At 57.1% G+C, this 14,430-nt stretch carries 16 protein-coding genes; 5 read left to right on the forward strand and 11 right to left on the reverse strand.

Annotation, left to right across the window (positions count from 1 at the left end; genetic code table 11):
• Window positions 1-3: 3 nt before the first annotated feature.
• From BQ5379_RS02400 to BQ5379_RS02440, 10 genes are all read right to left on the reverse strand, one after another.
• Window positions 4-1,383 (reverse strand): phage upper tail fiber protein, encoded by a 1,380-nt coding sequence (locus tag BQ5379_RS02400; protein ID WP_071133960.1) that lies wholly within the window; start codon window positions 1,381-1,383, stop codon window positions 4-6.
• Window positions 1,384-1,387: 4 nt separating this feature from the next.
• Window positions 1,388-1,720: a hypothetical protein gene (locus BQ5379_RS11245; protein ID WP_071133961.1), complete on the reverse strand. Its 333-nt coding sequence runs from the start codon at window positions 1,718-1,720 to the stop codon at window positions 1,388-1,390.
• Window positions 1,717-1,890 carry a hypothetical protein gene (locus BQ5379_RS11195; protein WP_159431200.1) on the reverse strand — a complete coding sequence of 58 codons (174 nt, stop codon included), beginning with the start codon at window positions 1,888-1,890 and terminating at the stop codon, window positions 1,717-1,719. Before BQ5379_RS11195 ends, BQ5379_RS11245 begins: the two co-directional genes overlap by 4 nt.
• 9 nt (window positions 1,891-1,899) lie before the next feature.
• Window positions 1,900-3,693 carry a hypothetical protein gene (locus BQ5379_RS02410; protein WP_071133962.1) on the reverse strand — a complete coding sequence of 598 codons (1,794 nt, stop codon included), beginning with the start codon at window positions 3,691-3,693 and terminating at the stop codon, window positions 1,900-1,902.
• Between the two features lie 35 nt (window positions 3,694-3,728).
• Complete coding sequence (locus BQ5379_RS02415; protein ID WP_071133963.1) at window positions 3,729-4,115, reverse strand: hypothetical protein; 387 nt, start codon at window positions 4,113-4,115, stop codon at window positions 3,729-3,731.
• 2 nt (window positions 4,116-4,117) lie between these two features.
• Window positions 4,118-4,579, reverse strand: coding sequence for a hypothetical protein (locus BQ5379_RS02420; RefSeq protein WP_071133964.1), 462 nt, complete (start codon window positions 4,577-4,579; stop codon window positions 4,118-4,120).
• Between the two features lie 242 nt (window positions 4,580-4,821).
• The gene (locus BQ5379_RS02425; protein ID WP_071133965.1) at window positions 4,822-5,445 is read right to left on the reverse strand and encodes a hypothetical protein; all 624 of its coding nucleotides are present in this window, start codon (window positions 5,443-5,445) and stop codon (window positions 4,822-4,824) included.
• 13 nt (window positions 5,446-5,458) lie between these two features.
• Complete coding sequence (locus tag BQ5379_RS02430) at window positions 5,459-6,061, reverse strand: hypothetical protein (RefSeq protein ID WP_071133966.1); 603 nt, start codon at window positions 6,059-6,061, stop codon at window positions 5,459-5,461.
• Between the two features lie 75 nt (window positions 6,062-6,136).
• Window positions 6,137-7,582: an SU10 major capsid protein gene (locus BQ5379_RS02435; RefSeq protein WP_071133967.1), complete on the reverse strand. Its 1,446-nt coding sequence runs from the start codon at window positions 7,580-7,582 to the stop codon at window positions 6,137-6,139.
• A gap of 61 nt (window positions 7,583-7,643) precedes the next feature.
• The gene (locus tag BQ5379_RS02440) at window positions 7,644-8,411 is read right to left on the reverse strand and encodes a hypothetical protein (RefSeq protein ID WP_071133968.1); all 768 of its coding nucleotides are present in this window, start codon (window positions 8,409-8,411) and stop codon (window positions 7,644-7,646) included.
• Between the two features lie 112 nt (window positions 8,412-8,523).
• Between BQ5379_RS02440 and BQ5379_RS11265 the strand changes: the two genes are divergently transcribed.
• The 5 genes from BQ5379_RS11265 to BQ5379_RS02455 all read left to right on the forward strand — a co-directional run bounded on the left by BQ5379_RS11265 (window position 8,524) and on the right by BQ5379_RS02455 (window position 12,017).
• Window positions 8,524-8,766, forward strand: coding sequence for a hypothetical protein (locus tag BQ5379_RS11265; protein WP_205408189.1), 243 nt, complete (start codon window positions 8,524-8,526; stop codon window positions 8,764-8,766).
• Entirely contained in the window at window positions 8,750-10,729 is a 1,980-nt protein-coding gene (locus BQ5379_RS02450) for a terminase large subunit (RefSeq protein WP_143039367.1), read from the forward strand. Before BQ5379_RS11265 ends, BQ5379_RS02450 begins: the two co-directional genes overlap by 17 nt.
• A 296-nt stretch (window positions 10,730-11,025) precedes the next feature.
• Window positions 11,026-11,268, forward strand: coding sequence for a hypothetical protein (locus BQ5379_RS11100; protein WP_143039368.1), 243 nt, complete (start codon window positions 11,026-11,028; stop codon window positions 11,266-11,268).
• Window positions 11,269-11,272: 4 nt separating this feature from the next.
• The gene (locus tag BQ5379_RS11105; protein WP_143039369.1) at window positions 11,273-11,485 is read left to right on the forward strand and encodes a hypothetical protein; all 213 of its coding nucleotides are present in this window, start codon (window positions 11,273-11,275) and stop codon (window positions 11,483-11,485) included.
• A 1-nt stretch (window position 11,486) separates the two neighbouring features.
• A complete protein-coding gene (locus tag BQ5379_RS02455) occupies window positions 11,487-12,017 on the forward strand; it encodes a hypothetical protein (protein ID WP_071133970.1) in 531 nt (176 codons plus the stop codon).
• A 360-nt stretch (window positions 12,018-12,377) separates the two neighbouring features.
• On the opposite strand, the gene BQ5379_RS02460 is transcribed toward BQ5379_RS02455, so the two are convergent.
• Window positions 12,378-14,411 carry a portal protein gene (locus BQ5379_RS02460; RefSeq protein WP_071133971.1) on the reverse strand — a complete coding sequence of 678 codons (2,034 nt, stop codon included), beginning with the start codon at window positions 14,409-14,411 and terminating at the stop codon, window positions 12,378-12,380.
• Window positions 14,412-14,430 lie beyond the last annotated feature (19 nt).

The following is a 14,430-nucleotide window of genomic DNA, read 5'->3' on the forward strand; positions in this document are numbered from 1 at the left end:
CTCCTATTTCGTGATAATGTAGAGTGTGTTCGCATCTTTGGTGGCGATGGCGTTGTATTCCGCTTCGGAGCCTTTCCAGAGGTGCAGGCCGTCGACCGTATCAGCGGGGACTTTTGTTTTACTCGTGTAGACCTCCACCCATTCTTTATCGGGAGTGAGGATTGTGATTCCGCCGACACCGTAAAAAACCATCTCGGCTCCGCTTTCAGACCCAAAACATACGTCTCCATCAATGGAAGCTATTGTCGCTGTTCCTCCGGAGGTGAGTTTAATCTGCGGCACAGTCAATTCTCCCGTCATCGTGTCGCCCGCTTTGTTCACCTTTCCCTCCAGCGCGGCATTCATCGTCTCGGTGGTCACCCGCTCGCCGATCATCTGCATCACCGTGGCCGAGAAGTTCGGGTCGTTACCCAGCGCCTCGGCCAGTTCCTGCAGCGTATCGAGCGCCTCCGGACTGCCGTTTACCAACTTTGCAATCGCGTTGTCCGCATAGCTTTGGGCATTGCCCAGCACCGCCTCGTCGCGTCTGTCCACCTCGGTCAGGATAGCGGTTTCACGTTTGTCGGTATAGTCTTTGGCATTTTGCAGCGTCGAGGCGTCGGCAGCGACCAGCTCTTCGCGGAGTGCACGATCCTGCCCGTCGGCATACTCTTTGGCTTCGGTGAGCGTCTCATCCACGGCCAGTTCCAGATCGGGCGCAAAGACCAGCTCGGCCGTACGCCGGGCGATCTCCAGCGTCAGGATGGCGCAATCCGTAAACGTTGCATGGAGGGTCACCTCGCGCAGCAGTTTGGCATCCCAGTCGACGGCATACGCCGCGACGCTCAGGATCCCGCTGGAAGCCAGTGCCACCAGTGCCACATGGTCGAGCCCGTCGTCCCGCACCACGACCATCGCTTCGTTTTCTGCTTCCAGCGCCCGGATCGCCGGCCACACCTCTTCACGTTGCAACTCCCTGTCGTCACCCGCCAGATCGAGGTTCACATAGGTCGCAGCACCGGGACCCTGCGGTCCGGCGGGGCCTCTTTCTCCGGTCAGTCCCTGTTCGCCGCGATCACCCTTGTCGCCTTTTTCTCCCGGCATTCCCTGTACGCCCTGGTCTCCCTTTTCGCCCTGCGGGCCGCGTGGACCGGTCTCTCCCTTTTCGCCTTGCGGACCTTGTGGTCCGCGCGCACCCTGTGCCCCCTGCGGGCCAGTTTCGCCCGGAATCCCCGGAATACCCTGAGGTCCCTGCGGTCCCACATCTCCCTGCGGGCCAGTTTCGCCCCGTTCACCCGGGTCCCCTTTCGGACCGCGCCATATCTCTCCGCCCAGCAGGAGCACATCGACATCTGTTACGAGGGGGTGGTCTTCCTGCGTTTTTCCGCCAATTTTGAATCCCATAAGCCTAAATATTAAAGGAGGTTTCGCCACGCGTCGAGCGGTGTACCCGGAACCGTTCGCGCGCGAGCATGTAAACCGTATCGGAGCAGGTGCACCAACACTCGAGTCCGTATTCGCCCAGCAGGCTGGCCGTAAGGGTCGGGGAGAGGTGGAAGCCCCATTTGCCATCCGTCAGTTTTTGGATCTTCAGTTCATCGTCCTCGGCCTCCGACGAAAAGGTGGCCACCACATTTCCCGAACGTTCCACCACACGGGCTTCGAACGAATGGGTTTCGGTCACTTCGCCCCGCGGTACGATGACGAACCAGGCTGTTTCGCCCTGAAAAATCTTTCTCATGCCTTGTCGTTTTGGTTGTCAGTTGGCCCCGCCGTAACCTCCACCGTGCGTGCATTGCTGCGCAGCAGTTGCAGCAGCGGTTTGGCCAGCGCGTAGGGCAGTGCTTCGATCTGTGCCACCAGCAGTTCGTAGGCTCCCGGCGGCAGCATCACCTGTTGTTTTTTGTCCATAATTCCATACTATGCGTTGCTACCCACCAGCAGCAGTTCAAAAGCCCCCTCGTTCATTTCATTTTCGTTTCCGATGTCCACGATGATCACATCCACGTAAGTTGTCGTGCAGTCCAACACCAAAGCGTTGTATTTCCACCATCCCCGGTCCGAAGTCGTCCGCGCCATGGCGAAGGCACTGTAATTCGTATGACCTATGTTGTGTTTGCACCGGAAGATCGGCCCTCCTTGCTCCCCCGACGAGAATACCCGGCTGACAGTTCCAAGAGTATAATATCCCCAGCGTTTGTATGCAGTCGTATTCGACACGTAGGCGCACAGCAGTACCCCCGGCATATTGGTTGCGCCCTGCACCCAGAGCGCCGTCCCCGACGAAGCCTTCAGGTAGGCGATCACGTCGCCCAGTCCGGCTTCGGCCGGCATGGCCTGTCCCAGTCCGACGATGCTGCCGTCTTCTCCATTCCAGGCCAGTCCTCTCCCGTTTGCATAGAAGTAGCCAAGTGTAAATCCTTCCGTGATGTCCACATTGCGAAGCGTTACGCGGTTTCCGTCCGACGACGCCTCCAGCAGCTTCACCCCGGATGTAGAGGCGGAAACGTCGAACATGTCGGCGGTGACGTGCACGCCCATGTCGTTCCCGTCGATTTCGATGCCCACCTTGTACAAGTCGTCTTTGGTGATCTGTAGTGTTATCTTGTCGGAGAGTTGCTGAATCGTACTTTCCATGGTCGTCACCTTGCCATCGATCTCCGTTGTCGTTTTCTTGACGGACATAAGCTCCTCGGCAGTGTTAGAAAGCTCGCTTTCCAGGGTCGTCACCTTGCTGTCGATGGTCTCGGTTTTCGTCGTCACTTGGTGCAATCCCTCGGCCGTGACGGTAAGCTCATTCTCCATTACCACCACCTTACCGTCGATGGTTTCGGTTTTCGTGACCAGTGCCGATATGCCCTCCGCCGTCACTTCGAACTGCGTTCCAACATCTGAGCTCACGCCGTTCACCTTCACCCGCAGCGACCCCGCTGCATAGAGGTTCCCGCAGTAGACGCCGATCCCTTCGAGCGGTCCGAACGCTTCGGTGGTGAGTCCGTCGAGCACGCCGGCCTGGTAGATGATCTGGTCCGCTTCGAAGTCCGGCGTATCGACCCCTTTCAGGATTCGTTCGTACCCGTGATAGCCGTCCAGATAGATTGAGTTCTGACGGTCGGGATCGGTGTAGTTCCCCGTGCGGACCACCGTCATGGCCGCCTGGGGTTGGCACCCTTCGACGATCGAGACCCGGACGCTGGAAGTGTCGAGGTACTCCGTGACCCGGTATATTCCAGTTTGGAACCCCGTCGGAGTGTGGAACACCGCCCGCAGAATGTCGTCTTTGTCGAATTCGTGAACTTCGCCCTCTTCGAGTTTGAAGACGAGGGTCCACGTTCCGTTCCCATTGTCCGTGACGGAGCGCACCGTTCCGGCCGACGTCACCCACAGCTGACCGCCCACGGCCGTGATGCGGTTGTATCGGAGTTCCGGCACCTCCAGAGAGTCGTGCAGGACGAGGCTTCTCATTTCGGCGCTACCGTCCCCCAGGATACGGAACCCCCGTCCGATGAATCCCGACACGAAATCTTCCGAGCGGATCGCTTCACGGACTACCATGTTACGGCCCGTGATGGTGTCCGATGCGGTCAGGTTGCGACACTCGATGTCACGGGCCCAGAAGTCGCGGTCCAGACGGCCCGAAGGGTCGCCGAACGATGCAACCACCGTATGGGCATTGTCGGGCAGTCCCTGTCTGAAAGTTACTTTTGCATACATGGCGTTTCTACATCAAAGCACAACTCAAAACACAACTACTTCAGTTGACAGCAGGGCTCGAAAGCCGCGATTCGGGACTCCACCAGCAGGAATGCCGCTTTCGATGCGATGAACGATTCGCCCGTGGCGCGGCTGGTCAGCCGGATTTCGACACGCACCACGCCCGGGTCGAGTCGCGCAGTCAGCGTCTGGGGGATGGTAGCTTCGAGCGTACCGTCATCATTCAGTGCCATTGGCAGCCATTCCGTTCCGTCGGCCGCATCGGACGACAGGGCGATGTGCTCCTCGTCGTCGCTTGTGAAGAGCAGCACGTCGACGCCGTAGCCGTCGAAGCTGCCCGGTGTTTCGAGCGTTTCGTCGAGGAAAGCTCCGATAGCCAGGTGAATGTCTTCTCCTTTGTAAAAGCGTGCCGTGGGTATCATGGTCAGAAGCAGTAAGAGGGTCGTTTGGCGGGGCTGTTCATCAGCGTGATGTGGTTCAGTTCTTCGGTTTCGCGTTCCATGTCGATGGAGGCGTTCAGTTCGGGGTGGAACCGGAGCCAGGCAGCCGTCACCCAGGTGGTGAGGAACCGTTCGACGGCTCCGGGCAGCAGCCCCTCCTGAGTGGGTGTTCGGCACACGACGCGGAAGATCAGTTCTTCGTCGTTTTGCTCGGCCTGCGGTCGGTCGGTGATGGTTTTGGCGAGGCGTTCCAGCAGCATGGCCGCCCGGTCTCGTGCTTTGCGGATCTGTTCGCGCGCCCAGGGAGCCTCGTCCACCGACAGAGCCGCATCGGGCGTTGCGTCGGGCATGGCGCCGACGATTTCGAGCGTCTGTCGGCAGGCATGTTCGAAGACCCGTCCGAGGTCGATGCGTATTTCCGTGATGGGGGTATTAGTGTCGAGCATGATCTCTGTATCTTTTGATAAGTGTTACTCCTCATTCGGGGTGCCCGGAGGCACCGCCCGCCCGGCGTGAGGGCAGTTCCGTACTGTTTTTTTGATTGGGGGATGGATCGGTCGGTTGGCCTTGCGGCGAACCGTCCGATACGTTCCCGGTGCCACGTTCTTCGACTGCGCTGCCGCGCGGGCCCCGCGTGCTCGCGGTGGAGCGTGCGATACTGCGTATCGCTTGTGGCGTTAGAAACTCCTCATTCGGAGTGCCCGGAGGCACCTTCTCGCAGCAGCCCCATCGACAGGTCGTACCGCTCGCGTGCCTTAGCGGCCGCCTGCGGCTCGCCCGTTACCGACAGCACCATCGATGCCGTCAGCCAGCACAACGGATCGGCCAGCATGTCCGGCAGGTCGGTGGGCGCCATCCGCACCACACACAACGCCTCCTCCACCTGGCGCGGCCACCCCGGCGGCAGGCTGAACCACCGTAGCTTCATCCCTCCGGCATCACGCACCAGCGCCACGACCGGTTTGGCAATGCCGCCCCGCGTGGTCCGGTTCAGCTGACGGGCGAAAGCCGCCCCTTCCGTACCGATTGCCCGCAGCGCAGGCCGCAGCCATCCCCGCATCCGGAACGACGCCAGCCGCACAAACCCTTCCGGCAGCGCCACCGTACCCGACCCGTCGCCCATGTCCGCGAGTTCACCCGCGCTGAAATCCGTCAGCGGCAGCAGCTCCAGCGGAGCCGTGCGCAGCATCTCCATCGTCGCCTCGCGCATAAACTCCGCTATCGGATAACGGGTCCCGATCCCCTCGATCTGGTTCGGGGTGGCCTCGTCGATCCGCATCAGTACGCCACTCAGCAGGTTGGTTTCGTTCATCGGTCACACAGCGTTATTTCCAGTCCGGGAACGATACACCGTGCAGAGCGGCCGCATTGCGCACCGCTTCGGCCCGGCAGGTCGGTTTGAGGCCGTCGATGCCGCGGTTTGCCGCCAGCCATTCGATCGCCTGCTGTTTATTGGTGACCCCGCTGACCACCTCCGGCCCGGTAACCTCCGGCGCAGCGTCTTCAGCCTCAGCCGCCACTGGTGCGATGCTTTCAGCCTGTGAGTCATCCATTTTCGCAGCTTCAGCCTCAGCCGCCACTGGTGCGGTGATTTCAGCCTGTGAGTCATCTATTTTCGCAGCTTCGGTCTCTGCACCGTTCAATTCAGCGCCGTCTGCGCCCTGCATCTCTACCGGTTGGGATTCATCGGCCGGTTTTTCCGGTTTCGCCTTCGGCACGGGGGTGATGCAGCGGAACACCCGGCCGTAACCGCTGTCCGCCTCCAGCGCCTGCTGCAACGCCTCGTCGCCGGTGGTGAACCATCCCCGTCGGATGTCCTCGCCCGTGTTCCGGCTGCCGCCCGCGAACGAGATCATTACGATACTGTTCCCCAGGCGCACCGGGGTGGTCAGGTTGATGTCTTTGATCAGTTTGTATGTTTTAATCATGGTTTTCGGATTTGTGGATTTTAGAAAGGGGCGTCCCGGATGAGAGAACACCCCTTGCGAATCGGCCCGGCGTTACTACGCCTTGGGGCGGATGATGGCGTGACAGTCCGGATAGCGGAGCGTGAGACCGCTGACCTCCTGCAGCACCTTGCCTTCGGCGTTTTTGGCACCGGTTTTCTTGAATTCCAGTTCCGTAGCGGTGAGCGGCACGAACTCGCGCTTGCACAGATACTGGATGTCGAGCACCAGCCCGTTGTCGCTCCAGCCGCTTTCGTCGAAGAGCGGGCTGTGCGCCACGCGGAGGGTACCGAAGGTCGAGAAGATTTTGGTGACGCGGACACCGAGGTACTCTTCCGACGAGGAGTTGATGGCCACCTCCTTGACCTTCACACGGAACAGTTCGAGCGCCTTGATCAGTCCGCTGCCCGCCAGCAGGATGCGTTCTTTGGAGCCGCTGTTGCCGGTGAAGATGTCACGCAGCCAGCTCATGTACATCTCGTCGCTGATCGAGCGGTCGGAGCCGCCGGTACCGTACTCCAGCACTTTGGAGATACTGCGGACGATACCGCCGGTGAAGTAGGTTTTGTCGTTTCCGTTCTTGATGACCCGTTTTTCGCCGAAGAGCATCGACATTTCCATCTCGGCGCGCATCGCTTCGATGCTGTCCACCTCCATGTCGTTGAAGGTGAAGTCGATTTTCTTTTTCTGCAGTTTGTGGAAGGTCGATTCTTCGATCTGCGCCATGAAGTTCTGCAGATACTGTTCGGTCGGTTCGGGGTAGATGGCCAGCGGGTCGGTTTGCATGGCCATTTCGCTTTTGGCCTGTCCCATACGGTAGAGTATGGCGGTTTTCGGGAAGTCCGGCACGACAGGTTTCCCCTTGTTTGCCCCGGTGCCGTAGAGGCCGCCCAGCGGGGTCAGCTCCAGCACGTCGCCCTGTTTGTCGCTGACGTAGAAGGCCACGTCGTATTCGAAGGTTGCGTCAGCCGAAGCCACCACCTCGACCGTCGCTTCGTCCGGCGTGCCCGGCAGGGTCAGGGAACGCATGACCAGCGTGTCGTGTTTGCGCCACAGCTGCGGCGTGGCCGGCTTGATGTAGATTTTCTGCAGCCCGTCGCCCGACGCGTAGGTGTAGGAGCAGGCCGGAGTGCCGAACGAGGTACCGTTGCCCGCCTCTTCGGCGATCGAGTCCGAGAGTGACTTGGCCGAGCGCTGATAGAAGACCACCTCCTGACTTTCGGCCTTCTGCGACTTGGCATATTCGCGCAGAATGGTGTCGAGCGGGTAGCGGTCAGGGTTGAGCTTGGTTACCTCTTTGGAGATGTCCTGTTCGAAGATTTCCGCATCTTCGAGATGGGCGGTGGTCGGGGTTTCGCCACCGGCCACGACGGCCGGAGCCGCCAGTGCCAGGGCCACGATACCGGTGGCCGTGAGGGCTTCCGGCGCTGCGGCGGCATCCAGTGCCAGGCAGAGCGCAGCCAGCAACAGGACGGGAATCAGTTTGATGAGGTTCTTTTTCATGTTGTGTTGGTTGATTGTTTGGTGATTGGAGTCTGTTTGTGTTTTCGAGGCGCCCGGGGAATTATCGGCTGCCCCAACTGTCCGTGTCGATGATGCGTCGCCGGGGCTTTGCCGGCGCGCCCGTGCCGCTGCCCGCATCAGGCAGACCGTCCGTGGCTTTGGCTCTGGCGCGTCGTGTCTCGATGGTCTCGTTGCGTCCGGCCACCTCGCCGGCAGCGTGCGCCGCCTCCATGTCCTCGTTGTATTTGTAGGCCTGCCACAGTTTGCCGAGTACGACTTTACCCATGTTGCCCTCGAACACATCATCGAAGAGCCCTTGCAGGAAGTCTGCAAACCCATTCTGTTCCTCCTCGTCGGCACCTACTTTCTCGAAGAAGTCATCGATCTCCACACGCGACCGGGCCTGGTTCTCTTCGATACGCTTGCGATGTTCGGCCACCTCAGCCTGCCGTTTTTTGAACTCTCCGGCCTCGCGCATGAAGTCTTCGTAGTCGGGATCCCCCTCCTGCGGACGTGCCGCGTCAAAATCGATCACACGGGCCAGCGCCACCCGCAGCGGCATCCCGTCTCGAATCAGGGCGAACACCTGGGCAAACTCCGGATTCTCCTGCAATAGATTGATCATCCGTGCGTTATCCTCGCGCAGCGCACCGTAGTCGTCCATCGTTTTGTCGTAGTCCTCGTAGAACTCCTTTTCGGCGGCCTCGGCGTCCGGGAACTCTCGGTCCGGGAAACGTTTCTGCATCCGTGCCATCCATCCCGGCACGGGCTGTTCCTCCGGACGGGTGTCTACCGGCGGTATCCGCTTTTCGTTATCCATCTTTTCCATGACGATTTATGATTGATTGCTACCGGCGAAAGTACTATGATTCAGGCCTGTAGAACAATAAAGATTACACGGATTCTTGCTATCTTTACATCAATCGATGTAATCTTTACATATGGCCGCCCGCAAGAAACACCATTATTCCACCAGCATCCGCCATCGTCAGGTATACAGCCGTTATAAAGAGCTGGTCGCCGCCGACCGGGACCGTCTCGCGTCCTTTCCCCAGATGATCTACAAGAACCATTATTACTGTCTGTTGAGTGACGAGTTCGGCTACGATTGCAACTACATCTGCCGAATCGTCAATGAACAGGAGCAACAGGAAAGGGAATCTAACTGTGGCAATCGACTTTGACGACATACCGGCCGTGTTGCGCGCCAACGCCGCACGGCGTGAGCAACTGTTTGGCCACTACAACCCCATTACCGGCGAGGGTTCTCCGCTGCCGCGTGTGAAACTGTGGTGGGACGACCAAAGCTATATCCTCATTCCGGAGCCAATGGCCGCACTGCCCCACGTGCACAGCATTCTTGACAGCGGCAGCGTGGCCGCCTTTGCCGCCCGCCACCGTTTGCCCGCCTCGAAACTCGAACAGGCCATTCTCCGGCTGCGCATCGAGTACGATTTCGAGTTCTGGGCCGCCACCTGCGCCCGCATTCAGGACAAACTGACCAAAACCACCGTCCCTTTCGTGTTGCGGCGCCCGCAGCGGAAGCTGCTGAAGGTGCTGCTGGACCTGCTCCATGCCCGTCGCCCGATCCGCGTGATTCTGCTGAAAGCGCGACAGTGGGGCGGTTCGACCCTCGTGCAGCTCTTCATGGCGTGGATCCAGCTCTTTCACAAGACAGCCTGGCATTCGGCCATCGTAGCCGACGTCGAGGACCAGTCGCGCAACATCAAAGCCATGTATTCGCGCATGGCCGAGAACCATCCGCGGGAGATTCTCCCCGTGCGCTTTCGGTCGTTCGAAGGCTCGACCAAAAACAAACAGATCGAAGGGCGCGACTGCGTGATTTACATCGGGTCTATGCAGCAACCCGACTCGATCCGTTCGGCCGACGTGATGATGGCCCACCTGTCGGAGGTCGGGCTGTGGAAAGAGACCAAGGGCAAGAAGCCCGAGGACCTGATCCAGTCCATCGCCGGCACCGTCCCGAACGAGCCGTGGTCCGTGATCGTTCTGGAGTCCACCGCCAAGGGGGTGGGCAACTATTTCCACCGGGAGTGGCAGAAAGCCGTATCGGGCGAATCGGGCTACGTGCCGGTCTTCGTGTCGTGGTACGAGATCGAGATGTACTTTTCGGAGTTTGGCGACGATGCCGAGCGACGCGCATTCATCGCATCGATGACGGACCGCGAACGCTACTATTTCGAGCTGGGGGCCACGCTGGAGGGGATCAAATGGTATCGGGAAAAGAAACGGCTGGAGAGTTACGACGACTGGCGGATGGGTTGCGAGTTTCCGACCACGCCGGACGAGGCGTTCCAGTCCACGGGTCGGCGCGCCCACGCGCCGGAGTATGTGAATCGCATGCGCAGCGGGGTTCGTCCGCCGCTGTATGTGGGCGAGCTGTATGCGGGTGCACGCACGGGTCGCGGAGCGATCGATGCGTCGCTGGAGTTTCGCGAGCAGCCGGGCGGCAGTTTGTGGCTGTGGGCGCTTCCCGACCGCGAGACCCCCATCCGCGACCGTTATGTGGTATCGGTGGACATCGGCGGTCGCAGCGACGGTGCCGACTGGTCGGTGATTTCGGTGATCGACCGTTATTTTCTGATGGAGGGCGGGGTAGAGGAGTGTATCGGCACCTGGCGGGGGCACCTGGACCAGGACCTGGTCATTTGGAAGGCGGTACAGATTGCCCGTTTTTTCTGCTCGGCAATGTTGGTGCCGGAGTCCAATTCGTTAGACGTGAAGGGCGACGAGGGCGACCACTCGCTGACCATACTGGATGAGATCAAGGACGAATATCCCCGGCTGTGGTGTCGGACCGACCCGCAGAAGATACGCGAGGGTTATCCGGCCCGTTACGGGTTTCATACGAACGTGGCCACGAAGACAGACCTGGTGAACCAGATGAACAAGCGGTTTCGGGAGCAGGGTTATATCGAGCGCGACGGTCGTGCGTTGGACGAGGTCGACTGTTACGAGGTGAAGCCCGACGGGAGTTACGGTGCCGTTGACGGCGAGCACGATGATATTTACATGAGTCGTGCGATCGGCCTGAAGGCCTCACAGCTGATGCCCGTCCCGGCCTATATCGATTCTCGCCCCGCCCCTCGCCCCGTCACTCGGCTCCTCACAGAAAGTAGCATATAAAAATACGAGTTTAGAGACTGCTTTTTAATTCCGTAATATGAGTCAGTTAGTAGACTGTCCTGTCTTTTCACATTAATTTAAATCGTTGGCTTTGGTTAGAGGATGATTTTTCTTTTAATTATAAATAAAGAATTCATGTGAAAATTACATTACCCATGATCCGCCTATATATCTCCAAATAATCAAACTCAAAAAATGAAAGATATGTTGATATTTTTAGAAAAATTCTGTATCTTCGCCTTGCAGATTCATTTTTGCGATACCCTAACGTATTCTGAACCTTAAATCAATAAACTATGGGATCTACACAACCTAAAACCAAGGCTGAGTGTCTTCGGCAGATCGAAAATTTGAAATCTGAAAACGAAAGAGATAAACGGTCTATTGAAAACACACAGATGCTTATAAAGACCTGCAAATCAGCCTCACCGTCCTGCATAAAGAGCTATAAAGATCACATCGCCTCACTTAAGCTCGACATCGCAAAAAGAAAAGCCGCGATTGATAATTTGAAAGCCCTGAAATCAACGTTAAAATAAAATTATGGGAGCACCTAAATCAAAGGCAGAATGCCTTCGCTTGATTGAACTGAAAAATAATCAAATAATCTTAGAAAAAAGAAATTTAGCAAGAATGAAAGCCAATCCCAAGAAAAGCGCTCAAGATAAAAACAATATTCAACATAGCAAATTCTTGTTAAGCAGATACATGAATGAGTTAAAAGAGCTCAAGGATCAACTCAAAAAGGCAAAATAACGTGAATTCTTTTGCTCGGGAGATTCATGCACTAACCATATCTGGAGGCAACATTCGTTGGGAAATTTATCGCAAACAAGAGCCTGTTTGTAGTCAATTTTCTATTGATACGTGGCATTTGATTGCGTCGGATATTGACACGGATCAACAATGGAACGAATTTATCGAATCTTATAGTGATGTTGTCGCTTGTTTTTTTCTGTATCATGCCAATGCCAACAAGCCGTTAGGTTTTGTGTATATTCTTTTCGAAGATCCTAAGAAAAGAATTGTATCATTGCATGGGGGTGGATGGGAACAATCAATCCGGGCTTCAATCACTTACTATATTGGGTTTATTCAATTAATTCGAACATTGATGATGCACCATATTAAGGTTCGCACGCAGTGCTTGATAGTCAACACAAGAGCTTACAGATTCTTACATAGCATCGGTTTCGTAAAATATCGCCAAGATGAGCAATGGTTCTATTTTTATATATCTGAAAAACGATTACAAAATAGAATACCTTCTCGATATTATAAGATTTAGTCCTAAATAGGGATAATTGCACAAAGTGAAAAATGACCAACGCACTGATTATCAATGAGATGAATTAGCGTCTTAATTAAATTTTACATAGAGGACAGACGTGGATATTGGTTTTAGTTGTCACTAAAAATGAAATCATCAGTTTCTAATCGAAGCCGATGATTAAAATTAATGCAAAAAGACAGGACAGTCTACTAACTGACTCATATTACGGAATAAAACGGCAGTCCTAAATAATACCTACATTTACGAATGAAAAGTGCCCATGTCGGCAGGTCTCGATATCTGCACTATAAAAAAGGATAGCGGAGTCCGACGTTTTGTCAGACTCCGTTTTTATTTTGGGTTTGAAACGGGAATTTACCTCAGAAACCGTCCCGCCAGCGCCAGGGCACGCGGATCAGCAGCGCCGGCACCGGCTGACTGTTGTTCCGTTCCGGAAGGGACAGTGGCGCCACCTTCAGCAGGTGCAGCCTGTCCGGCCACCTGTGCGGCCAGTGCCGGATCGACCTGTCCCTGCATGGCCTGTTCCTTCAGTTGTTTGAGGTCATTTTTCAGTTTGTCCGCAAAGGGCATCGACGTGTTGTCCAGAAACATCTCCAGCGGAATAGCCCCCGCCTGGAATAGCTGCAGCAGCATGTCGTCCGTGGCAGCCCGGAACACTGGCGTATCTGTCGATTGCGTCACCGCCAGGTTGAAGTCAACGATCTTGCGAGCCATCTGCGGATCGTAGAAGCGCGCCGTTTCCGTGTAAGCATCGCCCGACACATCCACATGTCGGCGATCCGTATAGTACTGCATCAGCACCTTGAGCAGTTTTTCATCACGGTCCTCCTTGAACCCCTTGAACGCCTCGAACACCACCCGGTAGTTCAGCATGCTGTTTTGGGCCTCCTGCGCATAGAGCGAGCTGGGCGTCCCCGATCGCGGCGTTTGTCCCTGTACTGCCCCGGAGATGCCCGCGATCTGCTGGAGCAGGTTCATTTCGAGTTTGAGCATGTCCCACGCCCCGATATTGGTAGCGTTCGTTGCGATCTGCTGCGGCATGGCACCGGTACGTGTCGGGCGGAAGACGATCACCCCGTTTCCCTTGACCCACTCCGCCGCGAAGTCATCCACCGTCATTCCCTCCGGGATGGCATCCTCCGGCACCATCAGCACCCCTTTGGCGCTCGCCCCCATGATGAAGTCGATCATCACGATCAGCCGGTTGATGTACCGCTGGATATCGATCAGGTCGCACAGCGCCCCGCGGATCGTACCGTCCACCATCGGCAGCACGCCGAACGAGTAGGGGTGTTCCTCGTGGGTGTAGGGCGACTCCATCTGGCGGATGCAGACCCCGTTCGGGGTGAGGAACTTCACCGACCAGAAGTACTCATAGCGACGTTCCGCATAGAGCAGTGCCACGTTGTCCGGGTCGAGACCGAGAGCCGTTCCCTGCGCGATTCGTTCAGCATTGATCCGTTCGACCTCCTTCAGCGGGAGCTCCGTGACCTGTTCCGTACCGTCCGCATAGTCGTGGACATAGGTGACCCACCGTCCCAGCCGCTGCCACACCTCGAACACCCGGCATTTGTAGGGATCGCGGGGTCTGAGGAACGAACCCGGTTCAGCCGCCTGCAAAACATCCCGCCCATAGAGCGATTCCGTTTCGCGGTAGCATCCCGCATAGAGGTCGCGCAGCACCTGTTCATCAGCCGGTGTGGTGGCGAAGAAACCGACCAGCTCGTCCGGCGTATAGTCGTGGATTTCGCCCACGCGTCTGAGGTCGAACAGTCGGGGGTCTTCGACGTCCGTGTTGAAGAAGAGCCGGTTTGCGCCCACCAGGTCCAGTCGTCCGTCGCCCCGGTTTTTGGTGGACCAGAAGGCATATCGGGTTTTCATGCAGACGAGTCCCCCCATGAGCAGCTCTTCGATGGCCGAGACATCCATTCGGGAGGTTCGGTTCAGCTGGTGGCACGCCTGGAGGGTATTGGTCAGCATATCTCCCAACTGCGCATCGTCTCGCGAGCGTGCATAGACGATACTTTTGGAGGGGTTTGCCAGGAGTTGTCCTTCGATGTTTCGGACGAACTGCTGGATGAAGTTGTGTTTGAGCGGCACCCGTCCCTTGGAGGAGAGCAGCACATCTTCGCGGATCTGTTTTCCGGTATCGGGGTCGGTGACCGTATCGCCCCACTGGTCTCCGTTTTTGTATCGGAGGTTTCGGGTTCGTTCGCGTCTGAACGGTTCGAGGTGGTTCCAGTCGTTCTGGCATGCCATCAGCAGGTCGAAGTTTTCGGAAGCCGCGTCGAAATTATCGGAGAGTTCGCGCACGGTAGCCTTCACCGAGCGGGGATGCGCGAACTGCGCCTGGGCGCGAAGGGTTTTGTTGTCAGTTTTCAGTAGCATGGTATAATAGGGTTAGGTA

The organism is Millionella massiliensis (assembly GCF_900104655.1).
GTDB lineage: Bacteria > Bacteroidota > Bacteroidia > Bacteroidales > Rikenellaceae > Rikenella > Rikenella massiliensis.